27 protein-coding genes, 1 tRNA gene, 4 pseudogenes and 1 riboswitch are annotated in these 25,909 nt (G+C 36.2%); of the genes and pseudogenes, 13 read left to right on the forward strand and 19 right to left on the reverse strand.

Features of this window, described 5'->3' with window-relative positions; all coding sequences use genetic code 11:
* Positions 1-264 precede the first annotated feature (264 nt).
* Positions 265-528, forward strand: a complete 264-nt coding sequence (locus LEUFL_RS13445; protein WP_081458689.1) for a LytTR family DNA-binding domain-containing protein — start codon at positions 265-267, stop codon at positions 526-528.
* Positions 525-979 (forward strand): annotated as a pseudogene (locus LEUFL_RS12545) (DUF3021 domain-containing protein). Before LEUFL_RS13445 ends, LEUFL_RS12545 begins: the two are co-directional and overlap by 4 nt.
* Before the next feature lie 195 nt (positions 980-1,174).
* On the opposite strand, the gene LEUFL_RS0100685 reads toward LEUFL_RS12545, so the two are convergent.
* From LEUFL_RS0100685 to thiD, 4 genes are all read right to left on the reverse strand, one after another.
* On the reverse strand, positions 1,175-1,681 hold the full coding sequence (locus tag LEUFL_RS0100685; RefSeq protein WP_010006817.1) for a folate family ECF transporter S component: 507 nt from the start codon (positions 1,679-1,681) through the stop codon (positions 1,175-1,177).
* 30 nt (positions 1,682-1,711) lie between these two features.
* A complete protein-coding gene (locus tag LEUFL_RS08885; RefSeq protein WP_010006819.1) occupies positions 1,712-2,296 on the reverse strand; it encodes a TetR/AcrR family transcriptional regulator in 585 nt (194 codons plus the stop codon).
* Positions 2,297-2,477: 181 nt separating this feature from the next.
* Positions 2,478-2,978, reverse strand: coding sequence for an ECF transporter S component (locus LEUFL_RS0100695; RefSeq protein WP_010006820.1), 501 nt, complete (start codon positions 2,976-2,978; stop codon positions 2,478-2,480).
* A complete protein-coding gene (thiD, locus tag LEUFL_RS0100700) occupies positions 2,923-3,765 on the reverse strand; it encodes a bifunctional hydroxymethylpyrimidine kinase/phosphomethylpyrimidine kinase (protein WP_010006821.1) in 843 nt (280 codons plus the stop codon). The genes LEUFL_RS0100695 and thiD overlap by 56 nt, the downstream gene beginning before the upstream one ends.
* Before the next feature lie 150 nt (positions 3,766-3,915).
* Here thiD and LEUFL_RS0100705 point away from each other — a divergent pair, with 150 nt between their 5' ends.
* Entirely contained in the window at positions 3,916-4,272 is a 357-nt protein-coding gene (locus LEUFL_RS0100705; protein ID WP_010006822.1) for a hypothetical protein, read from the forward strand.
* Positions 4,273-4,573: 301 nt separating this feature from the next.
* The gene (brnQ, locus tag LEUFL_RS08890; protein ID WP_010006823.1) at positions 4,574-5,932 is read left to right on the forward strand and encodes a branched-chain amino acid transport system II carrier protein; all 1,359 of its coding nucleotides are present in this window, start codon (positions 4,574-4,576) and stop codon (positions 5,930-5,932) included.
* A gap of 138 nt (positions 5,933-6,070) precedes the next feature.
* On the opposite strand, the gene LEUFL_RS0100715 is transcribed toward brnQ, so the two are convergent.
* From LEUFL_RS0100715 to LEUFL_RS10765, 9 genes and pseudogenes are all read right to left on the reverse strand, one after another.
* Positions 6,071-6,556: a Gfo/Idh/MocA family protein gene (locus LEUFL_RS0100715; protein WP_133264119.1), complete on the reverse strand. Its 486-nt coding sequence runs from the start codon at positions 6,554-6,556 to the stop codon at positions 6,071-6,073.
* Positions 6,516-7,061, reverse strand: a complete 546-nt coding sequence (locus tag LEUFL_RS0100720) for a Gfo/Idh/MocA family protein (protein WP_010006826.1) — start codon at positions 7,059-7,061, stop codon at positions 6,516-6,518. Before LEUFL_RS0100720 ends, LEUFL_RS0100715 begins: the two co-directional genes overlap by 41 nt.
* A gap of 101 nt (positions 7,062-7,162) precedes the next feature.
* Positions 7,163-7,537 carry an ACT domain-containing protein gene (locus tag LEUFL_RS0100725; protein ID WP_010006828.1) on the reverse strand — a complete coding sequence of 125 codons (375 nt, stop codon included), beginning with the start codon at positions 7,535-7,537 and terminating at the stop codon, positions 7,163-7,165.
* Between the two features lie 48 nt (positions 7,538-7,585).
* Positions 7,586-7,685, reverse strand: a riboswitch (guanidine-I (ykkC/yxkD leader).
* 124 nt (positions 7,686-7,809) lie between these two features.
* Positions 7,810-8,526, reverse strand: coding sequence for a glutamate racemase (gene murI / locus LEUFL_RS10755; RefSeq protein ID WP_010006829.1), 717 nt, complete (start codon positions 8,524-8,526; stop codon positions 7,810-7,812).
* Positions 8,527-8,574: 48 nt separating this feature from the next.
* On the reverse strand, positions 8,575-9,222 hold the full coding sequence (locus tag LEUFL_RS10760; protein WP_010006830.1) for a type 1 glutamine amidotransferase: 648 nt from the start codon (positions 9,220-9,222) through the stop codon (positions 8,575-8,577).
* Positions 9,223-9,392: 170 nt separating this feature from the next.
* Positions 9,393-10,316 (reverse strand): DMT family transporter, encoded by a 924-nt coding sequence (locus tag LEUFL_RS0100740; protein ID WP_010006831.1) that lies wholly within the window; start codon positions 10,314-10,316, stop codon positions 9,393-9,395.
* Between the two features lie 140 nt (positions 10,317-10,456).
* On the reverse strand, positions 10,457-10,705 hold the full coding sequence (locus LEUFL_RS0100745) for a hypothetical protein (RefSeq protein WP_010006832.1): 249 nt from the start codon (positions 10,703-10,705) through the stop codon (positions 10,457-10,459).
* 86 nt (positions 10,706-10,791) lie between these two features.
* Positions 10,792-11,124 (reverse strand): DsrE family protein, encoded by a 333-nt coding sequence (locus LEUFL_RS0100750; RefSeq protein ID WP_010006836.1) that lies wholly within the window; start codon positions 11,122-11,124, stop codon positions 10,792-10,794.
* Positions 11,125-11,172: 48 nt separating this feature from the next.
* A pseudogene (locus tag LEUFL_RS10765) lies at positions 11,173-11,459 on the reverse strand (YciI family protein).
* A gap of 228 nt (positions 11,460-11,687) precedes the next feature.
* Here LEUFL_RS10765 and LEUFL_RS0100760 point away from each other — a divergent pair.
* Complete coding sequence (locus LEUFL_RS0100760; protein ID WP_029508578.1) at positions 11,688-12,302, forward strand: NAD-dependent epimerase/dehydratase family protein; 615 nt, start codon at positions 11,688-11,690, stop codon at positions 12,300-12,302.
* Positions 12,303-12,387: 85 nt separating this feature from the next.
* Here LEUFL_RS0100760 and LEUFL_RS0100765 read toward each other — a convergent pair whose 3' ends face one another.
* The 3 genes and pseudogenes from LEUFL_RS0100765 to LEUFL_RS0100775 all read right to left on the reverse strand — a co-directional run bounded on the left by LEUFL_RS0100765 (position 12,388) and on the right by LEUFL_RS0100775 (position 13,784).
* Entirely contained in the window at positions 12,388-12,882 is a 495-nt protein-coding gene (locus tag LEUFL_RS0100765; protein WP_010006839.1) for a P-loop NTPase family protein, read from the reverse strand.
* Positions 12,879-13,525, reverse strand: a pseudogene (locus LEUFL_RS13450) (MepB family protein). The gene LEUFL_RS0100765 and the pseudogene LEUFL_RS13450 overlap by 4 nt, the downstream one beginning before the upstream one ends.
* A gap of 171 nt (positions 13,526-13,696) precedes the next feature.
* Positions 13,697-13,784 (reverse strand) — tRNA-Ser (locus LEUFL_RS0100775).
* A 174-nt stretch (positions 13,785-13,958) separates the two neighbouring features.
* Between LEUFL_RS0100775 and LEUFL_RS0100780 the strand changes: the two genes are divergently transcribed.
* The 4 genes from LEUFL_RS0100780 (at position 13,959) to LEUFL_RS0100795 (ending at position 17,997) form a co-directional block, all read left to right on the forward strand.
* The gene (locus LEUFL_RS0100780) at positions 13,959-14,609 is read left to right on the forward strand and encodes an NAD(P)H-hydrate epimerase (protein WP_010006840.1); all 651 of its coding nucleotides are present in this window, start codon (positions 13,959-13,961) and stop codon (positions 14,607-14,609) included.
* A gap of 126 nt (positions 14,610-14,735) precedes the next feature.
* Positions 14,736-16,592: an FAD/NAD(P)-binding protein gene (locus LEUFL_RS0100785; RefSeq protein WP_010006842.1), complete on the forward strand. Its 1,857-nt coding sequence runs from the start codon at positions 14,736-14,738 to the stop codon at positions 16,590-16,592.
* Between the two features lie 21 nt (positions 16,593-16,613).
* Positions 16,614-17,432 (forward strand): Cof-type HAD-IIB family hydrolase, encoded by an 819-nt coding sequence (locus LEUFL_RS0100790; RefSeq protein WP_010006843.1) that lies wholly within the window; start codon positions 16,614-16,616, stop codon positions 17,430-17,432.
* A gap of 64 nt (positions 17,433-17,496) precedes the next feature.
* Positions 17,497-17,997 (forward strand): DUF1440 domain-containing protein, encoded by a 501-nt coding sequence (locus LEUFL_RS0100795; protein ID WP_010006845.1) that lies wholly within the window; start codon positions 17,497-17,499, stop codon positions 17,995-17,997.
* Here LEUFL_RS0100795 and LEUFL_RS08910 read toward each other — a convergent pair.
* Positions 17,991-18,908 (reverse strand): alpha/beta hydrolase, encoded by a 918-nt coding sequence (locus LEUFL_RS08910; RefSeq protein WP_010006846.1) that lies wholly within the window; start codon positions 18,906-18,908, stop codon positions 17,991-17,993. The genes LEUFL_RS0100795 and LEUFL_RS08910 overlap by 7 nt on opposite strands.
* A 144-nt stretch (positions 18,909-19,052) precedes the next feature.
* Between LEUFL_RS08910 and LEUFL_RS10775 the strand changes: the two are divergent.
* The 4 genes and pseudogenes from LEUFL_RS10775 to LEUFL_RS0100820 all read left to right on the forward strand — a co-directional run bounded on the left by LEUFL_RS10775 (position 19,053) and on the right by LEUFL_RS0100820 (position 23,477).
* A pseudogene (locus LEUFL_RS10775) lies at positions 19,053-20,734 on the forward strand (alpha-glucosidase).
* A 48-nt stretch (positions 20,735-20,782) separates the two neighbouring features.
* A complete protein-coding gene (locus tag LEUFL_RS0100810) occupies positions 20,783-22,162 on the forward strand; it encodes a glycoside-pentoside-hexuronide (GPH):cation symporter (RefSeq protein ID WP_029508579.1) in 1,380 nt (459 codons plus the stop codon).
* Between the two features lie 24 nt (positions 22,163-22,186).
* Positions 22,187-22,429, forward strand: coding sequence for a hypothetical protein (locus LEUFL_RS0100815; protein WP_010006848.1), 243 nt, complete (start codon positions 22,187-22,189; stop codon positions 22,427-22,429).
* Between the two features lie 70 nt (positions 22,430-22,499).
* Positions 22,500-23,477, forward strand: a complete 978-nt coding sequence (locus tag LEUFL_RS0100820; RefSeq protein WP_029508580.1) for a LacI family DNA-binding transcriptional regulator — start codon at positions 22,500-22,502, stop codon at positions 23,475-23,477.
* 196 nt (positions 23,478-23,673) lie between these two features.
* Here the strand turns inward: LEUFL_RS0100820 and LEUFL_RS12310 are convergent, their stop codons facing one another.
* Positions 23,674-24,222: a TetR/AcrR family transcriptional regulator gene (locus LEUFL_RS12310; RefSeq protein ID WP_010006850.1), complete on the reverse strand. Its 549-nt coding sequence runs from the start codon at positions 24,220-24,222 to the stop codon at positions 23,674-23,676.
* 70 nt (positions 24,223-24,292) lie between these two features.
* Positions 24,293-25,876: a DHA2 family efflux MFS transporter permease subunit gene (locus LEUFL_RS08925; RefSeq protein ID WP_010006851.1), complete on the reverse strand. Its 1,584-nt coding sequence runs from the start codon at positions 25,874-25,876 to the stop codon at positions 24,293-24,295.
* Between the last annotated feature and the right edge of the window lie 33 nt (positions 25,877-25,909).

Here is a 25,909-nt window from a genome sequence, read left to right on the forward strand (position 1 = left end):
GACCATTTATCTCTGAAATTTAGCCACCTAGCTGATTGCCATATCTATCATAATAATAATATTATATGATAAAAATTAATCAAATAAGGAGCAACCAAATGAAAGTCCAATATCAAACAATGGCTGAGCTAGCACGTGATACGCTACTCATTGGTGCCAAAGAAAAAACCCTCAGGTCATGTCGATTATTCAAAATATTGAGTTTCACCATTTTTCAGTACGTGGTAAATTTTTGGATAAACATTATATGATACCAAGCGCGCATTGTATACAATTCTTTTCCAAAGACAAAAAATTTATGTCCGCACAACAGAATCAGAATTCATAACAGCTTACCGCTTATACGAACTAGAACAGAAATTACCAACTAATTTTTTAAGAATATCTCATACTGAAATCATTAATATAGATTTTATCGATCATTTTAGTTTAAGTAAAAATGGTCTTGTACGAATTACTTTTAGTGACAAACAACAAACCTATTCATCTCGACGCTATTTAAAGAAAATTAAGGAAATATTACTATGATTAAAAAAATAATTCAGCATACTTGCTTTGGTATATTTAGTGGTACATTCATTGGCTTATGTTTTTCTTTGTTCTTTTCCTATTTTTACCAGTCCACAACGCTGCTTCCAGCGCCACCTAGATTTATGCATCACTTTGCCTCATCTTTAAATGCCTTTGCCATTTCTATTATATTATGGTCACTAATTGGTATTGTGTTTTCTGTTAGCAGCCTTATTTTTCAGAGACTGACTGGAGTATCACTAAAATGACCATCACCCATTTTATTATTTGCTATAGTTTATTCCTACCGCTGGCTATTTTAAGTGGCTGGTTTCCAATTAATTTACCCAGCTTTATTTCCTTTACTGTGATTTACATCATCATCTATTGTTTGATATGGACAGTATTTATGTATTCTGCAAAAAAGAAATACAACATCTTAATGCTGCTATTAAAAGTTAAATCATAACAATTAAAAAGTGCTACTATCTTGTGAGATCGTAGCATTTTTTGGACAGCAACTGGAAATATATCGTTGTGGGAGAAGAGATATTTATGAGTAAGAGTTAAGAAATGTATGCTTGTTGTCCATGCATTAAGTATGTCCTTACTCGATTAAGTACACTTTAAATAGACGTTAATCTAACATTAAAAGTCCTCTTTTCTACCACACATTCATCGTTAATTTATCTTTAAATTGTTGAAATACTCGATTTCTAAGTAGAATAAAACTCAAAATAATTTGGAACAACAAACTCACAATCATTTTAATTATTCTCACACTTAGCAATGCACTGTAATCAAGATGATAAATAGCCGCAATCAGCCAAGTATTTAAAATAAAGCTAATCCCCACCATAACAACAACGTTAACTAAAATGATGCGTATCCACGTTGGCTTGTCCAATAACCCATAAGTTGCACCCGCCAAAAGTGCTGGTATTAAGAACCAAAAAGAGAATGTTCCATTACCTAACAAAGTAAACGTTAAAACATTAGCCAATCCTGCCACAACTAATGTTGCACGGCTACCATATAAAAAACCTGAGATAATCAATGCAATAAATCCCAAGTTCACCTTGGCAAATTCAGGGCCAAAACTCAACTTGCCTAATATAATATTCAAAGCAATAAGAACCGAAAGAATTGTAATTTTACGGACATTATTCATTTTTATTTTCTCAATTTCTTTTATTATTCATTATCGTTTTTTCAATAATGCCAATTGGCGATTAATGTATTTCTCATCTGCCTGATGTAAGTAACAAAAGAGACTCAATCCCTCAATCGTTAAAATGCAATAGTCAGCTAAGTCTTCAATCTGTTGATCATGCATTTTTTCTTGATCAACCCCCAGCATCAACAAGCCTAATACTGTTCGACGTGTATCGGCTAAGCTTTTTGTTAAAAATTCTTGCGAACTCGCTGACTTTTCAAAGGCATAATATTCATATCCTGACATTAATAATGATTTTGAAATATTTAATAGCCGCTGCTTTTGAATTGTTAAGTACTGATCTAAGACTTGTAAAAAGTCTTGTTTATCAATGATAGCAGCTCGAATTGGGTCAAATCGATGCTGATCTTTTTCAATTAAGATCGTTTGCATTATTTCTTCTACAGATGAAAAATATAAATACAAACCACCTCTACTAATTCCAGCTGCAGATGCGACATCCAACATCGAAGTATTTGAATATCCCTTTTTTAATAAAATTTGTCTAGCTGCTTTTAAAATATGTTGTCGCTTTTTTTGATGTACTTTTTCATCTACAGTTCTACTCATCACGCTTTAATCCTAATCCACATTATAAAATGACAGATGTGTCATTTTATAAAATAATAGCATGCCCTACACTTTTGGTCAACTATCAAATCAAACAAGGTTAACACCATAACTTAATTCCTTACCCAATAGAAAATAAAAAGCCAGACCGTATTATTGACAATTCGGTCTAGCTCAACTTTCATATTATGCCGTTCACTATAGGTAATCTTTTCACTATGGGTAATAGTATCAAAACCACAATAACACCCATAACATTTTGTGCAATATTACCAGGAATTGAGGCTACTCCAGCAGCCCAATTGTAAAGCACCGCCCCAGCCAATACATAACCAACAATCATCACAAGTGCACCAATCAGAAGTGCGATAGCTTGTTGCCAATAGCCTTTTTTAGCACCAATTAAGCCTACAAGCCATCCCTCCAATCCGTGAATAACCAATGAGAAAATCATCCATTGCGGGTATCCGGCGAGTAAATCAAGTAACAACCCGCTGGCACCGCCGACAATCAGGCCACTGCGGGCACCACCACCCAAAGCAGCTAAAAAGATACCTGCTTCAACCAAATTAACAAAGCCATTCGTAGCAGGTACTGGAATTTTAACAATATATGATAATGCAATATTAAAGGCGATTAACAGTGATAACGTCGTCATTTTCTTGATTCGTTGATTGTTCATTACTTACTCCTTGCCACACATGGCCGACATATTGATTAATTTTAACAGCGTGATATATTGCCCGATGCGTCAATTGCTTAGCATCCGCTACTGCAGTTATAATATCTTTTCCAGATACTAGACCTGCTAATATTGCGGCCGAGAAAGTACACCCTGCCCCATGGTTAGCTTGACCAGCTATGCGTTTCATTTCAAATACATAAAAGTGATGGCCATCATAAAGCAAATCTAACGCCGTGTCACCTTGCCAACGGCTGCCAGTTTTAATAATAATATACTGTGGCCCTTGGTCAAATAATTTCTGAGCAGCTACTTGCATTTCTGTAATGGTATTAATCGATGACATCCCCGTTAAAAGAGCTGCTTCTAAAATATTTGGCGTTATCACCTGTACTTTGGGTAGCAATGCCTCCCGATAGGTATTCAAGGCAATATTATCATGATCTGAAACAGCCAATTTGGTCATTAATACAGGATCAAGTAGGATATACTTTGTCTGTACTTGATCTAGATATTTCACCAAATCCCAAAAATTATCTTGATTTGCTATCATGCCAACTTTAATTCCAGATAATGCAATACCATTCAAAGTATCCAGTTGCGCTTTAAAAATAGTATTTTCTATTGCGTAACGTGTCACGTGCCAGTCCTGTGGTGTCATTGTCACAATATTTTCAATTACAGATAAACCAAACAGCCCGCACTGTTGAAATGTTCGAATATCTGCTTCAATGCCACCGCCACCGCTAGTATCCGATCCTCCAATAGATGTCACCTTATTGACCATAATTAGCCTCCTTACAGTACATTCTCATATAATGTTATGCCTATCTAATGTTGAGCACCCCTTGATTTTACGGCATATTTTATCCTAATTTAATATAAGTAAACTATAATTAAATTGAATTATTGCAAGATAACAATAGAGGATTTAAAAATGATTATAACCCATGATATACAAAATTTGGACATAAATGCTGACGAACTAGCAGAAAGAATTGAAAATATTTTTACTGCTAACAATCAACTGATTATTAACTTTGATGCCCTGCCAGAGGCGCTTGAAAAGCAATCTGGTGCCTATATGAAATCATTTAACAAAGTGAGTCAAAGTAAGATTGTCTTAGAATTAGTGAGTGCAACGCTATTTATCAGAATATTAGGTAATCGTATGGTTGAGGTCACATTAGACGATCACATTTTCTTAGTGGCCATTAACGACACCCATGAACCCTATTTTGAAGCTAAACTGGCAATTAAACTCGTAAAGTTAATGAATCAGCAATTAAAATAACGCGTTATTTCATCAGAAATATCCAAAAATTAAATTGACTTCTTTCGATTATTTCATTTATAATGCTAATTATAGTAAGAGGTTAATGATGTCCATTCAATTTACATCAACTGAACAAATTTTACCTAGCGTCGTCGTCAGTGTCTATTGACGACGGGCGTCGTTTTGTTTTGCCCGTCAATTCTATTTTTGATGGGCAGCTAATAATGGGTAAGTGAAGCACTATTAACTTAAACCTGATCAGCTGTTCTACAGTTCATCAGGTTTTTTATTTGCTAATAACATCTTGAGGAGACTGTTCATGACACACAAAAATGAACGCCAAAAAATATTGCTCGTTGCATCCCTAATTTTCGGTATGTTCTTTGGCGCAGGGAATTTAATCTTTCCCATCCAACTTGGGCAACTTGCTGGAAGTAATTGGTTACCGGCTACATTAGGATTCTTAATTACCGGAACATTAGTGCCATTTTTAGCTATGTTGGCAATCGGTGTAACCAGTAGTAAGGGCATTTATGACATCGCCAAACCCGTTGCCCCATGGTTTGCAACTGCCTTTCTAATTCTCGTACACTTAACATTGGGGCCGTTCTTTGCAACCCCACGTACAGCTGCTACTGCCTATTCCATGGGTATTTCACAATTAATTGGTACGCAATACCAGAGTTTAGGCATGTTTGTCTTCTCATTATGTTTCTTCGTTTTAGCTTATCTTGCAACGGTTCATCGCACAAATCTTACACATTGGATTGGCAAATATTTAAATCCAATATTTCTAATTTTAATTGGTACGGTACTTGTGATTACCTTTACTTTACCAATGGGTAACTTAAATCAGCCAGTACAGGCTGCCTACAAAAACGCTGCATTCTTTCAAGGTTTTCTTGATGGCTATAATACAATGGATGGTTTAGGTTTACTTGCCTTTGCCGTCACCATCGTCTATGCCGTTAAAGGATTAGGCTTTGCTGATCATCATTTACCTAAAACACTAGCCAAAGCAGGATTAATTAGTATTATCGCCGAAGCTATTCTATATACAGGACTCGTACTAATGGGCGTTATGAGCTTAGGTCAACTCGCAATTTATCCCAATGGCGGTGAAACTTTTGCGGCAATTATCACACATTATACTGGTAGCTTCGGTAATATTTTAACAAGTATTGTCATTACATTAGCCGTATTCACTACGGCAATGGGCATCATTTCATCATTTGCACAAGATTTACATCGGGTACTCCCGAAAGTTAGCTATGTTAACTGGTTACGCGTGACATCAATTGGCTCCTTTATCACTGCTAATGCTGGACTCACCAACATTGTGTCCTGGGCCGTCCCCGTCCTTATGTTCTTATATCCATTAGTCCTAACCTTAATCTTATTATCTCTAACTGCTAAATATTTTAACCACTCTGCACTTGTTTATAGAATAACCATTGCTGCAGTAATTCTGCCCGCTATCATGGATGCTCTAACGCACCTTCCCTTAACGCAATCTTCTAGCATGACGCAGTTAACAACCACATACTATGCAATATTCCCTCTAGCCAATCACGGGCTTGGCTGGGTAGTCCCATGTCTGATTGGTTTCGTTCTAGCTATTATGATTCAAAAATTAACCAATCCTATAGTAACCAAAGATGGGTCGATTACTGGATAACCAAAAATAATACAAATAAAAGCAGCCTCCGATAGTTCAGAGGCTGCTTTTTTATACAAATTAAAACAAATAGTTCATAATGTATAAATATTCTAAAATATAAGTATATGAATATTTATACGATGGTGTATTCAGATTTTAATTAAAAGTAATATGCGCTGATTGTCGCATATTTTCTAATATTTCAACTGCCTTATCGGTGAAATGCATTTGCCGCCACATTTTCTGACTCTGATTATCTTGAACCATATTGATAAAATAATCCAATTCCGGCATCATCGTATTGGCCATTTTTGGGTAAGAGGTGCTTTGCTGATTTTGATCATCAGTTATCACTTTAATATGTTCCAAATGTGTCGGATGTTCAAGAATCACTGTCCCATGGTCACCATAAATTTCACTCTTTAATTCACTATATGTATGATTCCCAACAGAAAAATTAATCTGATAGTCATCATAAATGAGTGTCCCGACACCAAAATAATCCGCGCCATCAGGATGATCTACAATACTTGCTTTGTAATGATAATCTAATGGTTCCCCAAACCAGCGCAAGGCATTATGCACCAAATACACGCCTAAATCATACAGGACACCTCTGGCTGCACGCCGCGGATAAAACACTTGGTAATGGCTCCTGCTTAGCAAACTGAATTTTATTTTCATCATATGCTAAATAATTTAAATTAGCACCAATAATGTGACCAATTCCTGGTAATGCCTTTTCAACAGCATGAAATGCAGTAAAGAAAGTTTGCTTCACGGCTTCCATAAAGTATAATTGTGGGTGCTCACGTAGATAATCTTGGATTTGTTGTAATTCTTGTGATGAAATAACTGCTGGTTTTTCAACCAACACATGTTTGTTGGCTTTTAAAGCCATCATAATTTGATCAAAATGAACATGGTTAGGCGAGGCAATATAGACAACATTCATTGATGGATGGTTCAAAAAGCTTTCCAATTGATCATATACCGTAAAATCTATGCCAATATCCGCTTTAAACGCCTGCCCTGATTGCTGACGCCTTGAAAAAACAGCCACTGTTTGTGCATGATGATGTGTTTGCGTGGCGGATATAAATTTCTTTGATATCCAATTTGTACCAATAACGCCAAAATTCAACATAGTGTTTCCTCCAAAGTAGCATACACTGACGACAATACATTTAATTTCACTTTATAAAAATAACTATAAAAGAGCAACCAAATAGGCTGCTCTTTTATAATTTAATCCGCTGTAATTACTGTATAATTCGCATGTTGTAATGCTGCTACGGCATTATGATAATTTTCTTCTTTTACTAGCACATAATCTGTATTATAAGTTGAAATGGCAAATATACTAATTGATTCGTCCGCTAATAATGATGATATTTTAGCTAAAATACCTACCAAACTAAAATCTAATACACCACTGATCTTGAAAGCGCGCCATCCATCTTCACGATTAACAGTCTGTTCAGGTACTGCCGTTGTTGGCGCAACAACAGACAATTCGTCTTGTGTTAAACCAAGGTACAAAGGTCTAACTGACAAATCGATGTCCTTAACGTCATGAATTTGAAAAACAGATAACGGCTCAGCCAATACAACAAGTTCCATAATTTCCTCCTAATATAAAAAGCCCGAGACATACTCCAATTAAGAAATATCTCCCAGGCTTTTATCCTTCCGTGGCTACAATACAATCATATTGTAGGCTTTCTCTTGGACCAGACCTATGAATAGCGGAACCCTAGAAAGCTAGTAAAGCAATTGTACCTAATAATATTAAGGTGGTCAATATTTTACCATGAAATCACACATTTATAATTGAATGCCATTTTTAAATAATTTCTTATACAATTCAAGTTCATCTTGCCCTTTTTTACTCGTTAAAAATTTAATATAACGTTTGTCATGGTTTTCACGCAATAAATTTTTTGTTCGAGTGTCCGAATTAACTGACGCCCAATTCCCTCATAACCTGTATAGAACTTAATATTATTTTTCTGTGCCAAATACGTTTCAATGAGCGGTTGGATAAATGGATAATGTGTACAGCCCAAAACAACAGCGCTAAACGACCTATTTTGAATATCCTTAAATAAATCAATCAGTAATGCTTTAATATCGGTTAATCGCTTATCACCTTGCTCAATCAAATCTGCTAATCCAGGGCAGGGTAATACTGTAATATGATGATTCTCTTGATATTGGTCCAGTTGCGTTTGGAACTTTGGTAGGCTTAGTGTCAAGGCTGTTCCTAAAACTAAAATATCCTGATGACCATCATCAACCGCTTCTTTTAATGCTGGTTCAATCCCAATAATTGGTACATTCGGATAATGGTCAACTAACCATGGTTTGGCAGAACTTGTCGCAGTATTACAAGCAATAACAATTGCTTTCACGTTTTGCGCCAAAAGCGTGTCCACAACTTTTTGTGATAGATCAACCACCTGTCCTGCTGTTTTACTGCCATATGGTGCATGTAATGAATCCCCAAAGAATATAAAATCTTCATTAGGAAGCATTTGTGTCAGTACCCTTAATGTACTAATACCACCCACACCTGAATCAAAAACCCCAATTGGTTGTTTAGATAACATCTGATTTCCCCCGTTCATTATATTATGACGCTACTTGAGATAAATAATCTAATATCTGAAATAATATTTTTTGTTTATTGCCGATGGCGTCGTCGCTAATATGTCTGCGACACTTTGTTCTAATTTTGAGTTTTCAACAAATGCAGCATCATTTTTAATGATGTTCTGCAGTGTTTCTAATGTCGTCTCCAAGTGGAACTGTAAGCCAATAGCATTCTTCAACATGAATCCTTGGTTTTCCCACAAATCACTGGTAAAAAGCCGTTGAGCACCCTCAGGCAACGTGAAACCTTCACCATGCCAATGCAAAGCAGTACAATGAACAGCTTCAGAAAACAATGGCTGTATCGCTGCTGAACTAGTGACACTTGCCCAACCCACTTCCTTGGGTGTTGCTACAATGCGGCCACCATAAGCTTTTGCTAATTGTTGAGCACCCAAGCAAATACCCAGCATTGGTTTATTTTGATCCACTACTTCTTTAATCAAGCGGCGTTCTTCAAATAACCATGATATATCATCATCTGCGCTCATCGGTCCACCTAAAACAATTAGCAAATCAAAGTCCTGAATCCTAGGTAACTTTTGCTGTTTAAAAATCTCAATTATATTAACATCATGCTGATGAAATTGCGCCCACTCCGCTATTAAACCTGGTTTTTCAAATGCGACATGCTGAATAATACTTATTTTCATTTTTTTAATTAACTCCCTATAGGTATTTTACAGCTTACGGCGTTAAATTGTACTCAATCATAATGGTACCTAATGTTGCGTTTGGATATATTGAACTTGATTGTTAAAAATTAGTAATTGTGTTCTGGCCAACGTAATGCGTTTTTCTGAGTAATGTTTCACGTGAAACATTATGCGCGCCGTTTTAAAAATTTTTCAACGATACGTTCCACCGGTAAGCTAATCAAAATAATTGTTGAGAGAATGAGGCACACACCAATCATTTGAACAGGTAATAATTGCACACCCAGCAAAGTAACAGAAATCAACGTAGCCGTGAGCGGCTCAATAATTCCTAGCAAACTTGCGGTTGTTGGTGCGAGATGACATAGGCTCAAAACGTATAAAGCATAGGGCACTAAAGTACCACCAATGATGATAAAGCCAATCATTGACCAATCAATCACTTGTAAATTATTTGGTATATGCCACAGCGGTTGTATCAAATTTTCAGCAATACCACCGATTAATAATCCCCAAGCGACAACTAGCAATGCGTGATGTTGCTGAAGTAATGGTCGTGGTATTAAAGTATATGCTGCTACACCAAATGCTGATATAATACCCCAAAAAAGAGCTTGAGTTGTCACTTTTAAATGTCCAATATCACCATTGGTCACCAATAAAAAGACACCAATTAAAGCAATAATAATCGATACAGTATCCATTCGTACTGGTAATTTTCGATAAAATATACTCAATAAAATAATAATAATAGTGGGTCCCAACGATTGTAAAATAGTTGCCATCGCTGCATTACCAAAATAAACAGATAAGAAAAAACTCGATTGTGCTAATAAAACACCGATAACGCCAAATAAAATAATCAATATAGCATCAGCCTTACGATACCATATGCTAAAAATTGAACCACCGAATTTACACGCTAAAACAAGGATTAATAATAGACCAGACCAAAACATACGCATGCCAACTAACCATTCAGGCACCATATTAATACGTTGAAACAACACACTCGCTAAGATGCCACTGATACCAAATAATATTGCGCTTAGACCACCGAATATAATATTTACATGCTTTCTTTCCAACAAAATCTGTCCCCCTAAAAAGAATCTCCGGTATAATCTAACGCATTTAGAACAAAATGACAATAAAATTAACAAAAAATTATTTTTTGAAATAATTTTGCAAACCATAATAAAAAGAACCCTTTCGGATTCTTTGTTTTAATTTACGCTGATTCAATAATTGCGTGCCTAAATTTGTCGACCAAAATAAGTTTGCTTTTTGGTATCTGTGCTTGAGATCGTACAAAATCCATAATTTTTAATGCATTCTCACTTGAAATTGCACCATCACTAATTGGTTCTGATAATGATAAATGCATAATCGCTTTATCAAAAATTTGGACACCTAAATACTCCCCCAATAAGGCTTTTAGATTATCTAATATTACGCTAATTGCAATACGTTTAGACATAACTATCCTCCTACAACCTATAGCATAAGCCCACAAAATTAAACTCAGTTTAAATGTTCTCTCGTACACAAAAATAGTGATGCAGGTTAAGGTTTAATGTAGCTAAAGCCCTCTGTTTGTTTCATAGCCAACTCGACAACACCAGCAGGTACAATTCTGACACCTTGTTGTAAATCGGTATGCGTTATCTGACGTTGCCGCATGGCATTCTGACACACAGCAACATCAATACCATTATTTACCAATTGCTCAAGATTAATGGCGTCTCCAGTAACAGCCTGCTCAACAGCCTCACCATTAATTAACAACTCAATTGTTCCTTTATCAGCATGTTGTTTTTGCCATTCAGAAAAATTTTTAATATTAGCTAACGCTGTCTGCCATCGATTAGTTTCATCAATATGAAAAATAACATTCATCGTAAAGCACCTCCTTTAGCTCACATTATAATCTAAATATGGCTGATATTAGCCCAAGATGTTTTGAAAATCTGCTGCCCATTTTGAGGGGATGAATGTTGTGACAGTATACGTTGCAATTTCATTTATAAAAAAGGATCTTCATGATAAATACTTGTTATAGTTTCAAGAGACTCTCCCTTAGCAAGGATTACACCACCTACGCGAGGATCTTTACGACCTGACATCATAAAATGCCCAGATTCATAATATTTTTCCAAATATTGAATATGATCTGGTAAATATTTTTCCACCTCTGATAATGGTTTAGTATAAGTCAAATCAATAATAAACATTGCATACCCCTTGTCTGTATTCGAAATAGTTATAGTGAAGATAATATAACCAAATGGTCCTTGCTTGTCAATGATTAAACGACATTATCATCTTAAGCACAATATTTTATGCATATTGAGCATCTCTGTGTGAAATATAATATCTGATTTGTATACTAAGTACAGCGACGGATTAATCAATAAAAATGTGAAAGGACGTAACGTCATGCAACATTTAGAAAAACAAAAATTGTTATCGCTGGTGGTACGGGATTCGTAGGCCAGGGTATCATTAAAGCACTTTCACCTGATTTATTTGATATACACAGTTTATCTCGACATGGCTTTAAACCAGGATTGATAGACCATGCCACCTATCATGCTGTTGATTTAAGCCAGCCGGATCAGTGGCAACATATTGCTGCTAATGCTGACTGGGTTATCGATGCTGTGGGAATATTATTACCCAATCCAATCAAAAAGCAAAATTACCATAATAGTAGTTACCAGCCAGCTAAAAATATAATTGATGTCCTCATTCGAGAGCCAAAACCAAAGTTCCTGTTTATCTCAGCCAACAGTGGTCCCTTCTTTATGAAACCATATTTAAATGCTAAGTATGCTGTTGAAAAGGAGATGACAGAGCGCCTACCAAATCGATCATATAGTGTTTATCCTGGTATTATCTTTGATAAAGCACGTAAAAGTTCTTATATTCCTGGTATTATTTTGGCACATCTTACCTGGATAAATTACTTTAAACAACTCCGCCCAGTTTCCCGAGATTTTTTTGCCCAAGAAATTTGTCATATCGTATTAAACAAGCAGAGTGTGCTCATGCACCGAACTGTTCACCGTGAATAATAATTCAGCATGCGATGCCAGACAAACACATAACACGCAATCGTTATGTGCTTGTATTAAAGTCTTATAAAGACACCATTTCGTTCTATATATATCGGCTAACATCTGAAATAATGCGATGACATAAACTATCCACACTATTTTCATTTAATATAATATCTGACTTATTCAAATAATCTTCATTACGCCACCATTTTTTCAAAGTTTCCACACTAAACGGGTGCGCTTTCCAAGCATTGTACTTAATAGTATCTTCGAATGAAACATTCAAATAATATCTAAAATTAGCCTCTGCAAATTGTTTACTGGCATCCAATATCATTTCACCATATACATCTTTACGCAAAATGCCTTCAAGTATAACGACTTTGCAATGATTAAAGCCATATTTAATGAGCACTTCAATCATCCCAACTGCGGGTGTCCCCACATCATCACCTGCATGAAGTATTTCGCGACGAATCGTATCCTGATGTAATAAAAGACAATGATTGTAGCCAAAATATTGTTGCAATTTATTAGCCAATGCTGTTTTTCCACTAGCAGAATTACCACGAATCACAATAAAAATTGGCATCATTTATTTCCTTCTAATCGTGAATAGTCTAATGGCATCTCTCGTTTAGTTGAATAATCAGTACAAATACAATAATTTTTTATCTTATCCATCGCCATATCTGTTGACAAATCTATAAAATATTCTTGTTGCCATCGTTGCGTATTTAGGGCAGTTTTATTCAATGTATTAACCCAAGTTGGGTAAACTCTAAATGCCATTTTTCCCTTAGATGTTGGTGATCTTAATATTTTTTATTTTCCAAAATGTCTTTTGGAAATATAAATTGTCCTTTTTTATCATTATCGATAACAGTAATCATCAGTAAATCTGGACTATCTTGATAGTCAAAAGGCTTATTATTATCGTGATTATCTTTTTCCCATGCTACTACAAAATAGCCTGCCTTTGTTGGCGTTTTCTTAGCCAAACGGCTGCGCACACTTATGTTATTAATCAGAAATGTTAAACTTTCATATTCACTATTATATGGTTCTGAAGTTACACATGTCACATCCTGATTTTGGACTTGACTAATGACCTGTCTAACGAGATTCAGTGATTTTTTCATATGTGTTTCCTTTTCATATATCATATTAAAACGTGTATCCATCATACAATATAAATAGCACGCTTCATCTACAACGATTAACTTTAAATGCCGCATGTTGTTTGATATGATAATTTTGATAATTTAGTTTCAAAGTTACAATGAAAATCGACAGGTTCAATTCAGACGTCATTTTCATAACAGCCGTAGAACTATCATATTTATTTTGACAAAAAAAGCGCCACATCAAGGTTTTAAAAACCTTATGCAACGCCATGAAATGCTAAATGGAGAAGAAGGGATTCGAACCCTCGCACGCTTTAACACGTCTACACCCTTAGCAAGGGCGCCTCTTCAGCCGCTTGAGTACTTCTCCAAAGCAATAATAATCATACCAAATTAAACCTTGCTTAGCAACTATTTTCTAACAATTGGTCAATTTTAACAATATTTCATCACGAGATGACACTGGGTCTTTTATCATAGCCCTTTTCCCGATATAATAATGAAAGATAATCAAGCTTCAATAATTGTAGGAATGGTTGAGAAAATGGCACAATTAGTTACCGCAAAAGAAATGCAAGAATTAGATACTTATACAATTCAAACGATTGGTATATCCCAAGACGTTTTAATTGAACGTGCTGCTTTATCTGTCATTGATGTCATCGGTGCTGGTAATTTCGACTTGACACACGTACTTGTATTAGCTGGTTTGGGTAATAATGGTGCTGACGGGGTTGCAATTGCGCGTTTACTTTATTTACAAGGTATTAATGTCACCCTGCAATTTGTAGGTAACGTTAATCGTGCCAAAGAAAGCGTGAAGCATCAACTTCATATCGCTGAACAATACGGCTTACATCGTGCAGAAAAATCTGATTTCAACAATGCTTCTCTTATTATTGATGCCATTTTTGGTGTAGGACTTAATAAACTGCTACCTGAAGGGCTACAGAAAATGATTAAAGCGGCCAATCACATTGAAAAGCCAGTCATCGCTGTTGATATTCCCACCGGTATCGATGCCACAACTGGCGAAGTGCGTGGCGCCACACTCAAAGCAAAAAAGACTGTGACCTTTAGTTTCAATAAAGTTGGTCTAACAAAGGGCAATGGTAAATTTCTATCCGGCGACGTTGTCGTTAAAGATATTGGTATTCTGGCTCCTGAAGATTTTCAATTTAGCATCTCAATTTAACAATCTACGGATTGTTTTTATTTTTACATCGGACATATCTTTGAAAAGGTTAGTATAAACACTTATAATAAAGTCTGATTACTATCAATTATGTATAAAATCTAATTTGAAAAACAGAGGAAACCTATGCAAGTTGCAATTATTGGTGCTGGTCCACGCGGTCTCACTGTTGCTGAACGCTTATTAAATCTTGCGGATAGTCAATTATCAATTAATATCCAATTGTTCGACAATTATGCGATTGGTGGTCGTGTATGGGATCCATTCCTACCACAAAATGAAAAGTTCTTAATGAATACCATCGTAGAGCAAATTACCTTATTCAGTGACGACTCTATAGTTAATGGCGGTACGCCAATAGCCGGTCCTAATTTATACCAATGGTGTCAAAGCCATGCACAGGACTTTTTAGCACAACATCCTGAATTTCCCAATGCTTATCATGATATTTTAAACAATATTGATGCCAATCAGTTTGTCCCTCGTGGCCTATTTGGCGTGTATGCTGCCTGGTTCTATGAATGGTTACAAAAATACAATAAACTAGCAAATAATCACACGCTAGAATTTACACAACAAAGTATTCAGGATATTAGCCAACTCGCTAATAAATATCAACTGACTTTAAATGATGGTTCAAGCTTTTTGGCTGATCAGGTCGTAATGGCTTTAGGGCACGCTGATAACGAGTTAACAGCTGAAGAACTAAAATTCCAAGATTATGCACATCAGTATCATTTGTCATATATGCCACCTGCACATCCCGCCGAAGTAGAACTACAACATTTTAGTGCTCAAGATACCGTTTTGTTACGGGGATTAGGATTAAGCTTTTTTGATTATATGGCTGCGTTAACCGAGGGTTATGATGGCCAATTTATTCGCCAGGTAGATAATACCTTACGCTACATACCATCTGGTAAAGAGCCAAAAATCATTGCTGGATCACGCAGTGGATTTCCACCTCATGCGCGTGGCGAAAATCAGAAAACCACGAGTGAGCTTTATCAGCCTCAATTCTTTACGTTACCTGCATTAGATGCCTTAAAAGCCGCTAATCATGGTCAACTAGCATATCATGATTTTAAATCACTATTAATTAAAGAATTAACCTATAAACACTTACTTAACATATTAAACAGTGACCAAAATAATTTAGCTTATGCTCAGAGCGAGCAATTAAAGCAAGCCTTATTAACCAGCCCGGATTTACTACAGACGAGCCAATCATTTGGCCTTATTGATACCCCTTTTGATATTGAGACAATCATGCATCCGGAGAAACATTTAGCTGATAATGTCGATTATCAAGCATTCATCATTGATTACCTTAATGATGATATTTTAGATGCTCGCCAAGGTAACAAAGTAGCACCCTTTGCTGGTTCATTTGATACTTTGCGCGATATGCGTGATTTAATTCGTTTATTAGTTGAAAAACACTATTTCTCGGATGAAGACTATGAAACTTTTCTTGAAGACTTTAATGCAATAAATGTCCGCTTATCTGTTGGACCACCTTTATATCGTATTGAACAACTTAAGGCCTTAATTGAAGCTGATATTATAACAATTATGGCCCCTGAAATTAGCATATCAACCGAGAATGGTAAATTTGTCATGCGTGATAAACGCGGGCATAGTGCATTTGGTAATGTGTTAGTTGAAGCACATTTAGGTGCGATTCATTTACAGCTTGCTAAAAATCCCTTGATTCAGAATCTGCGACAAAAAGGTTGGCTGGTTTCCCCTACTTACACTCGTAATGATCAAAGTACTTATACGTTAGATGTTGCAAATATTGACTTACGGACATTTGAAATTTTGAACGCCCAAGGTCAAGTGCAACCCAATATCTATTTATATGGTATTCCAGTTGAGGGCGTTAAGTGGTTTATGACAGTTATTCCTCGACCTGGTGTCAATACTATTATCTTACGTGAAGGTGCTTGGATTGCTCAGCATATTTTGTCACAGGCTTAGCCCGCAAATGTTGGAGAATTTATGTCAATTAAACTGATTGCAACTGATTTAGATGGTACTTTTTTAAGAGATGATAAGTCTTTTGATGCGCCTCTTTTTCAGAAAGTTTTTGAAAAATTAGAACAACAAAATATTGAATTTGCTGTCGCAACAGGTGTTCACCAAAGACGAATTGATATGATTTTTAAACATTTTAAAGATTATCCCATTAACTTTGTCACGAACAATGGTGCGCGTGTTATCCGAAGTGATAATACCGTACTATTCGAAAAGGCATTGCCGCTTGATGTGTTAAAAGATATTCAAATTTTACTCAATCATTATCAACCACGGCCAGATCATGGTCTCGTCTATGCAACGGATCATACAGCCTACATGCCACGTAGTAATCCTAAAGGGATGAATCAGCGCTACTTTCAGTATTTCAATGAAAAGAAATATTTTGATGATGTTGATGAAATTGATCAACCCATTTTTAAAGTAACAATGAACTGGCAAAACCATGATGAATCACTGTTTTATCATGCCGCACACCAAGCACTTGGGCATCGTGTCCATATTACTGAAACAGGAACCGGTGGTATTGACATTGTTCCCGCCCATGTTAATAAAGCATCTGGTCTTAAAATTTTAGCTCAAAATTTAAGTATTGAGCCACAAAATATTGCTGCTTTTGGTGATGGTGGCAATGATCTAGAGATGCTCAATTTTGTTGGCCATCCCTACTTAATGCCAAATACACGACATAAATTAAACCTCTTACAAGATTATCAAATCGTGCATAATGATAATAATCATAGTGGTGTTTTGTATACTATTGACCAATTAATTATAAGCTAATATTATGCAAAAAATACAATTCACGTTAGAATAACTATATCATTTAGATAAGGTGGAGGAAAACATGACAAAAAATATTAATTTCAAAGCTGTCTTAATTGGCGGTATTGCAGCTGGTCTTGTTTCAGGATTAGTCAAACTTGGGTGGGAAAATATTCTCCCACCAAGAACGCAAGAACGTGATGAAACGAATCCACCACAACAATTGTTGGCGCAACTTGGTATCCCTAAAAGTGTGACACATCAAACTTATCGCTATCTTGATCATGAATTACCAATGACAAGTTATGCTATTCATTTTACTTTCTCTATTGTATTTGCCACGTTGTATGCGGCATTAAAGCAATATCAACCTAAAATTGCTGCAGGTGGTGGTACTGTTTTCGGGTTAGCGGTCTGGATCGCTTTCCATCTCGTTTTATTACCAAAAACAAAGACAATTCCTACTGCTAAAGAACAGCCCATGGAAGAACACTTATCCGAAGCCCTTGGTCATGGTATTTGGATGTGGACTAATGATGCCATTGCAACTAAGGTTTATCAGCAATTAACCCATCGTCAATAAAAAGCAACGCCTTTCAGGCGTTGCTTTTTATTTTGTTCTTTGGATGAAAACCAATTTTTTGCATGAATATCAGCGTTATTATAATCTTTTGGTCCATGATCTCCATGATCAACCCACACTGTTTCAATAGTATCTGGTGAAACTTTTGCTTGATAAGCCTCTGATAATGCAACACTCTGCAAATAAGGGACAACATGATCATGCTTACCAGCAATCAGCATTAATGGTGGCATATGATACGTGAAATAACTTTCAGGATTAGCTTGTGCTACTAAATCGGGTACTAATTTAGGTGCTTGATTACCTAACATAATGCCTTCAAAAGCACTTGCTGTTCCCGTTTCAGAAAATTTAGGTTGTAAACCTAAAGTCGTAAACTCCGATTTAAACTGATCCAGTTTATACGGCCCATACATCGCAATAACGCGCTTGATCTTTGGGATACGATAATCATTGAATGCATCACCCAATATAACATTGGATGAAAAACTAGCAGCACTCAATACAGCTAGCTGCGCCCCACTTGACTCACCAATTACCGTCACATCATCCATATTCAAATGATATTGTTCGGCATGATTATTTAAATAGATTAAAGCCAATCTTAATTCAGAAATCTGATTTGGAAAAACATTATGCTCAGTAGTATTTGGTGTATAGTCGACACTCACAACAGCAAATTTATCGGCTAAAAAACGTAGGCTTGGCTCTAATTTGAGAGACGATTTATCCCCAAATAATAAACCACCGCCATAAATATCAAATATTACTGGAAACGGACCAGGTCCCTGAGGCAAGTACACATCTAATTGATGCCGCTTTCCAGACATATATGGCACGTTTAGATGCATTTTCTCGATTGTTTCAGGTAACTTAGCTGGGACAAATTGATATTTTCGATCTTTAAACAATATATCACTCCTTTTCTTTAGTATAACAAAGCACACTTAAAATCAATTAAATTATTAATTGTAAGCGCTTGCATTTTGCATAAAAACGTTTTATATTGTGTGTATAAATAACTTGGAACGTTCCAAAAAAGAAGGAGTCTATCCATGACAGAAGAAAAATGGTGGCAAAAAGCAGTCGTTTATCAAATTTATCCGCGTAGTTTCCAGGACAGCAATGGTGATGGTATTGGTGATTTAAAAGGTATTATCAGTCGTCTAGACTATGTAAAAAAGTTAGGTGTAGATGTCATTTGGCTAAATCCAATTTATAAAACACCTAATATTGACGGAGGCTATGATATTTCTGATTATCAAGCCATTAACCCTGATTTTGGTAATATGGCAGACTTTGAAGCGTTATTAAGCAAAGCGCATCAACTCGGTCTCAAAATTATGATGGATTTAGTTGTCAACCACAGTTCCTCTGAACACGAATGGTTCAAAAAAGCCGCCAAGGGCGTCAAGATAATCCCTACCGTGACTATTATATTTGGCATGATCCAGTCGATGGTCATGCGCCCAATAATTGGGGATCATTCTTTTCAGGTCCTGCTTGGACATTTGACAAAGATTCTGGCCAATATTATCTCCATTTATTCGCCAAAGAACAACCTGATTTGAATTGGGAAAATCCTAATGTCCGACAATCTGTCTTTGACATGATGAATTGGTGGGCTAATAAAGGTATTGATGGTTTTAGAATGGATGTCATTTCATTAATTTCCAAGCCAACTGGACTCCCTGATGGCCCACAATCTGCCGAAGCGCCTTTTGGTAACGCTGCAGATGTTGTTGCCAATGGCCCTCGTGTCCACGATTATTTACAAGAAATGCATCAAAAAGTTTTAGGTCGTTATAATTGGATCACAGTAGGTGAAACAGCTGGGGTAACAGTCGAAGAATCTAAAAAGTACGCTAATCTTGATGGCCGTGAATTAAATATGGTTTTCCAATTTGAACATATGGGGTTAGATGGTAACCCTAATCCGGCTTTAGGCAAGTGGTATGACCAACCTGTAACATTAGAAGCATTACGCCATAACTTAACTAAATGGCAAACTGCGTTGTCTGGTACAGCTTGGAATAGTCTATATTGGAACAACCATGATCAACCGCGTGTTGTGTCACGTTTTGGAAATGATAGCCCTGCTTATCGAGTATATTCCGCCAAAATGCTTGCAACGATTCTACATTTCATGCAGGGAACACCATACATTTATCAAGGTGAAGAACTTGGTATGACAAATGTCAACTTTGATCATCTCAGCGATTATCAAGATCTTGAATCAATTAACGCTTATCACGAACTTGTTGACGATACACAATTGGTTGCACCTGAAACCATGATGTCTTACCTACATGCGCGCTCCCGTGACAATGCAAGAACACCCATGCAGTGGGACAATTCCGCACATGCTGGCTTTAGCACCGCAACACCATGGTTAAAAGTTAACCATAATTATCACAACATTAACGTTGAATCGGCCTTAAAAGATCCCAATTCTATCTTCTACTTCTATCAGCGTCTTATTCAGTTACGTCATGAATTACCGGTGATTACCGATGGCCGTTTTGCTTTAGTCCCAGAGAATGAAAATGACAATGCTGTATTTGCTTATACTCGACAAAATAATACGCAAACACTTTTAATCATTGCTAATTTCACTGATCAAACACTCACACGTCATTATCCCTTACCGACTCAACATAAATTACTCATTCAAAACTATTCAGATGACCAAGGTGAGACTTTACGACCATTTGAAGCAAAAGTTTACGCTTATTAGGCTTTCAAATAAAAGGAGTTCAAATTATGGCAAGCAATTCAAAATCAAGTGTCGAAAAAACGGCTTTCTAAGGGTATTTTGCCTTGGAATGAACGCTTAAGTTATGGTGCCAGCGATTTTGCCTGTAGTTTCACCTTTAGCTTAATCGGTACTTATTTAATGTATTTTTATACGGATGTATTTGGCATCACCGCTGCGGCAGTTGGTACTTTGATGCTTGTCGCCCGTGTAATTGATGCCTTTGATGGTCCCTTTTGGGGGATTATGATTGATCATACCCATAGCAAATGGGGACGTAGTCGTCCGTTCTTACTATGGTTCAATGCCCCGTTTACGATATTTACGATTCTATGTTTTACAACGCCTGATCTCCCTATGAATTGGAAAATCGTATGGGCCTATGTTACTTATATTGGTATCGGCGTCTTGTACTCTGCCGTTAACATTCCACTAACTTCTATCCTACCGAGCATGACGATCAATCCTGATGAACGTGTTCTTTTATCAACGATCCGCTCTCTTTGTTCTAACTTCGGTGGTACCCTAATTTCGGTTATTGCATTACCACTCGTCACGCTATTTGGCGGCGGTGATAATCCAAGAAGAGGTTTCTTCTTAGTTGCTGTCATGGCCGCTCTAGTCTTCTTTGTTATCTATCTTGTTGTTTTCGCCAATTTGCGCGAACGTGTCCAAACACTTGAATCACAAAAGCCACTCCCTATTAAAAAATCACTGAAAGCATTAAAAAGAAACTGGCCTTGGTTGATTGTTATTGGCTTAAACTTTGTCTACTGGCTAGGCATGCAAACCAAAGGACAAGTCACCATTTATTTCTTTAAATACAACTTGGATCGACCTGAATTAGTATCATTTGCCCTACTATTTAATGCTATTGGTTTAGTTTCTGTTTTCTTAACGCCTTATGTTGTCATGAAATTGGGCAAGAAGAAGACACTGCTAGCTGGGCTCGCTATTAGTATTGTAGGCCAACTCATATTAGGTCTTGGTGCACAAATTCTTAATATTCCAATTGTCATCGTCGGTACTATCGTTGGTAACTTCGGTAATGGCTTCATCGGTGCCTTAATTGCCGTACTATTAGCAGATGCTGTTGACTATGGTGAATGGAAAAACGGTGTGCGTGCTGAAGGTATCGTCACGTCAGCCTCAAGTTTCACAGCCAAATTTGGTATGGGTATCGGCGGTGCCATCACTGGATTACTCTTATCTATGGGACACTACATCCCCAATAAGAGCCAATCACCAGCTGCATTATTTGCCATTGAAGCCAACTATGTCTGGGTGCCAATGCTCGCATTAGTTCTATCCCTCATCCTTATTCTCTTCTATAGCTTGACACCAGCTAAAGAAAAGGAAATGATGGCCGCTCTAACTCAAAAGCATGCTCGTGAAAACCAAACAAATTAATTAACAATAAGGAGAGCTTTATTGATGAATGAAGATAATTTAAAAATCGATCCTAATGAATTTGCAATGAATATTATTAGTCATTCAGTACGTGATCCCAATCTAACCAATCAACGTTTTATTAAACACCAACTGACGTTATACTTGGAGGCTTACTATCTCATTAAGGACTTTAATCAACTGGAAATAAATCAACTTGAGAGTATGAAACAAAAGCAAATATCAGATTTATTTGATAAAATGTTATCTGGAAGGTTTCAACCTTAAGATTAGAAAGGCGCTTTATAATAGAGTGCCTTTTTGTATAGAAAAATGCGGGGTAAAGCAATTGGCAAATATGAATGATGTTTCAAGAGTTGCGGGTGTTTCACGTGGAACAGTTTCAAATTATATTAACGGGCGCAGTGTTCGACCCAATACAAAACTCAAAATCGAAAATGCCATCAAAACATTAAATTATGTTCCCAACGCAACCGCTCGCGCATTAAAAACAAATCGTTCCAATTATGTAGTGTGGATTATTCCTACCGTTAATTCTCCCTTTTTTTCCGAGCTAAGCTATCATATGCAAATTGCACTGGATGCTCTTGGTTATAAAATGATTTTATGCAATTCAAACAGTCAGGCATCAAAGGAAATGGCCTACATTGAAATGGCTAAAACACAAAAAGTCGCGGGTATTATTACCATGTCTTATGCAGATATTAGCCATCTCGTATCGCCAGATATCCCATTAGTTGCAATTGAAAATCGTGTAACCCAAAATTTTCCACTCATTATCTCTGATAACTATCAAGGTGGTTTCATCGCTGCTGAGCAACTTTATCAGCGTGGTGCGCGTCGATTACTCTTTATTTCTAAAACCCCGGTGGTCGGTGTGTCTGCTTTGCGTGAAAAAGGTTTCAAAGATTTTTGTCAGCAAAATCATATCCATTATCATCGCTTTATTGCTTCCGATTCAGTTCAGTTCATTGATGACTTCGAACAATTCATAAACAGCAATATTACTTATAAAAGTTTTAACTATGATGGTATTTTTTCGGATTCGGATGAATATGCTAGCGATTTCTGGCATCTATTATTACAACATCATATTGCCGTACCTGCTGATGTTCAAATTATCGGGTTTGATGCTGCTAAAATTTACGCTCGCCAGCAGCCTATGTTATCTTCAATTCGCCAACCGATTGAAAAAATTGTTCATATAGCAGTGCAACAGCTCCAATATCAATTGTCTAAGCCCAATACCAAATCATCTCTAGTTAAGCCAATTATTCTACCCGTAACGTTTATCGAAGGCATGACAACAAAATAATTATCCGTAAACATGCAGCTGTATCTTTACAGATAGCTCACAAAAAACACCCATTAGTATTTACTCTTAAAAATACTAATGGGTGTTTTTATTTTTCTGTACAATATCTAAACATGAGCTAAATAAACCAAACAAATTTTATCATACTCTAGCCAAAATGATCACATGCGAGGTCAATACTATCATTTACCATCACTTAATTTTTTGCGATTAACTCCAAATTTTGATTAATTTGTTCTAACGGATCAGAGCCTTTATCATCAGAAACTTTGGCCCAAGCTGCAATAATGACGCCTACTAGTGATCCAATTGTTATCCATATTTCTTCTTCACTGATATTAGAATATTTTTTAGATAATAATTGAACCGCTAGTGGCATCTGTTTCAACACTTTTTGCAATATTGCTGAACGTGTATCTGGCTCTACATTTAGAGTTTCAAACCATCTTTGATAATTTTTCTGTAAATCCGTACCACCCATCATGTTCTGTTCTTTTAATAAGTCGGTTAGTACTTGAACCAGTTCTTTATCCGCTGGTTGTTGATTGATCCACTCATCTATTGGTACACTATTATATCCAATAACCAAGAGGTCTTGTTTTCTTGGAAAAATACGAAATAAAGTACGACGAGAGATGCCACTTCGATCAGCAATTTCTGTCATGGTTGTTTCTGTATATCCTTTTTCTGTAAATAATTGATTTGCAATCTTAATAATTTTTTGTTTGCGATTTTCTTCAGCCATTATCTACCGCCCAAATTAAAAGTCTATTTTGTAAGAAGTATACAGGCTAAATAGCATTATTGCAAAATGCCTAACTTTTTATATTTTTCGGCATACAAATGAGCGTAACCAATACGCCAAAAGCAGATACCACCAAACAAATTAAAAATACTTGTGATGTTCCCATTATAAAACTTGTTTTAACAGAATGTAATAAATCACGTGCATTATTTTGCATGCTGTTTAATTGATGAAGTTTACTTTGATACAGTGTACTTGATATTTGATGATTATTAAACATATTTTCAAGCTGTTGTTTAGATACTATTATTGTTTTTTGAATCTTAGTAGCCACTGCTATGCCTTGGGTAATCCCCTCGTTAATAACATCCTTTAAATGATGTGATAATCCATTAATCTTAACATGATGCTTATAGGTAGTGCTCAGCACTGTCCCTAAAATTGCTACCCCCATCGTACTACCAACTTGTTTAAATGTATTGAGTACTGATGAGCCAATACCTGCTTTATTGGGAGATAATTGGCTTAATCCCAACCCCATTAGTTTAGGTAATGCTAAACCAATGCCTAAGCCTGCAATGGTCGATACAAGAGCAACATATCCATAACCAGAACGAATTGTTATTAACATGCCAAGTCCGCTAGCGATTCCGGCAAAAACAAAGCCAATGCCAACTAAATTTCTATCACTTAAATGTAATTTATCGCCTAATACCGCTGCCACTAATAATCCCAATATTAATGGTAATAGTCGAATACCTGTTGCTTGCGGACCTACACCCTCAATATTTTGGAAAAACTGTGGTAATACAAATATTAAACCAAACATAATAAAGGTGAACATGAAAATCAATACAACGCTAGAGCTAAAAATTCGATCTTTAAATAGACTCATATCAATTAATGCATACTTAGCCTTAAGTTGCCAAGCAACAAAAATGACCATAATAATGACACCGCCAATTAATGAAATTAATACACCATTGTCTGACCATGAATATTCACTGGCTCGAATTACACCATAGGTAAATCCTCCTAACCCTATACTAGATAAGATAATACCCAACCAATCGATATTGGTCTTTGTTTTATTTTGAATATTGGGCATTAAGAATATAGTTACAATAATAGCTAAAATAGCAATCGGAACAGCAATATAAAAAATTGAATTCCAATTAAAATTTTCTAGTAACCAACCACCCAAAATTGGGCCTAATGGTAAACCAATTGTAGCCGAAGCAACTAAGACTGTGGTGGCTGTTTGTTGCTCATCTTTTTTAAATAGTGTAGGAATTATTGACATACTAGCTGGTGTCATTAACGCTGCACCAACTGCTAGTATAAATCTAGCACCAATCAACATTTCTGGCGTAGTGGATAATGCACACGTAAGAGATGCTACACCAAAAATCATAAATGATAGAATAATCGAAATTTTCTGCCCAAATCTGTCTACAATTAATCCAGCTGGCAACAAAAGGACTGCAAGAACCAAATTGTATCCATCTACAAACCATTGTAATTGAGAACTGCTAGCACCTAACTTATTGGCTAAGGTTGGTAAGGCAATATTTAAACTCGTAGCATCAATACCAATCATTAAACTACCTAATGTTAAAGAAATCAACACCAACCATTTCTTCTTGATCTTCATATTTCTTCCTCCTTATATGACACTTAGTGCCAC

The sequence above is a fragment of the Leuconostoc fallax KCTC 3537 genome, from assembly GCF_000165675.1.
In the GTDB taxonomy this organism is placed as follows: domain Bacteria; phylum Bacillota; class Bacilli; order Lactobacillales; family Lactobacillaceae; genus Leuconostoc_B; species Leuconostoc_B fallax.

What these genes read in the sequence shown, in the direction of transcription:
- LEUFL_RS0100685 (WP_010006817.1), bottom strand. Translation starts at nt 1,681, where the DNA reads ATGAATAATGTCCGTAAAATTACAATTCTTTCGGTTCTTATTGCTTTG.
- LEUFL_RS08885 (WP_010006819.1), bottom strand. Translation starts at nt 2,296, where the DNA reads ATGAGTAGAACTGTAGATGAAAAAGTACATCAAAAAAAGCGACAACAT.
- LEUFL_RS0100695 (WP_010006820.1), bottom strand. Translation starts at nt 2,978, where the DNA reads ATGAACAATCAACGAATCAAGAAAATGACGACGTTATCACTGTTAATC.
- thiD (WP_010006821.1), bottom strand. Translation starts at nt 3,765, where the DNA reads ATGGTCAATAAGGTGACATCTATTGGAGGATCGGATACTAGCGGTGGC.
- LEUFL_RS0100705 (WP_010006822.1), top strand. Translation starts at nt 3,916, where the DNA reads ATGATTATAACCCATGATATACAAAATTTGGACATAAATGCTGACGAA.
- brnQ (WP_010006823.1), top strand. Translation starts at nt 4,574, where the DNA reads ATGACACACAAAAATGAACGCCAAAAAATATTGCTCGTTGCATCCCTA.
- LEUFL_RS0100720 (WP_010006826.1), bottom strand. Translation starts at nt 7,061, where the DNA reads ATGTTGAATTTTGGCGTTATTGGTACAAATTGGATATCAAAGAAATTT.
- LEUFL_RS0100725 (WP_010006828.1), bottom strand. Translation starts at nt 7,537, where the DNA reads ATGGAACTTGTTGTATTGGCTGAGCCGTTATCTGTTTTTCAAATTCAT.
- murI (WP_010006829.1), bottom strand. Translation starts at nt 8,526, where the DNA reads ATGTTATCTAAACAACCAATTGGGGTTTTTGATTCAGGTGTGGGTGGT.
- LEUFL_RS10760 (WP_010006830.1), bottom strand. Translation starts at nt 9,222, where the DNA reads ATGAAAATAAGTATTATTCAGCATGTCGCATTTGAAAAACCAGGTTTA.
- LEUFL_RS0100745 (WP_010006832.1), bottom strand. Translation starts at nt 10,705, where the DNA reads ATGTCTAAACGTATTGCAATTAGCGTAATATTAGATAATCTAAAAGCC.
- LEUFL_RS0100750 (WP_010006836.1), bottom strand. Translation starts at nt 11,124, where the DNA reads ATGAATGTTATTTTTCATATTGATGAAACTAATCGATGGCAGACAGCG.
- LEUFL_RS0100765 (WP_010006839.1), bottom strand. Translation starts at nt 12,882, where the DNA reads ATGATGCCAATTTTTATTGTGATTCGTGGTAATTCTGCTAGTGGAAAA.
- LEUFL_RS0100780 (WP_010006840.1), top strand. Translation starts at nt 13,959, where the DNA reads ATGGCACAATTAGTTACCGCAAAAGAAATGCAAGAATTAGATACTTAT.
- LEUFL_RS0100785 (WP_010006842.1), top strand. Translation starts at nt 14,736, where the DNA reads ATGCAAGTTGCAATTATTGGTGCTGGTCCACGCGGTCTCACTGTTGCT.
- LEUFL_RS0100790 (WP_010006843.1), top strand. Translation starts at nt 16,614, where the DNA reads ATGTCAATTAAACTGATTGCAACTGATTTAGATGGTACTTTTTTAAGA.
- LEUFL_RS0100795 (WP_010006845.1), top strand. Translation starts at nt 17,497, where the DNA reads ATGACAAAAAATATTAATTTCAAAGCTGTCTTAATTGGCGGTATTGCA.
- LEUFL_RS0100815 (WP_010006848.1), top strand. Translation starts at nt 22,187, where the DNA reads ATGAATGAAGATAATTTAAAAATCGATCCTAATGAATTTGCAATGAAT.
- LEUFL_RS0100820 (WP_029508580.1), top strand. Translation starts at nt 22,500, where the DNA reads ATGAATGATGTTTCAAGAGTTGCGGGTGTTTCACGTGGAACAGTTTCA.
- LEUFL_RS12310 (WP_010006850.1), bottom strand. Translation starts at nt 24,222, where the DNA reads ATGGCTGAAGAAAATCGCAAACAAAAAATTATTAAGATTGCAAATCAA.
- LEUFL_RS08925 (WP_010006851.1), bottom strand. Translation starts at nt 25,876, where the DNA reads ATGAAGATCAAGAAGAAATGGTTGGTGTTGATTTCTTTAACATTAGGT.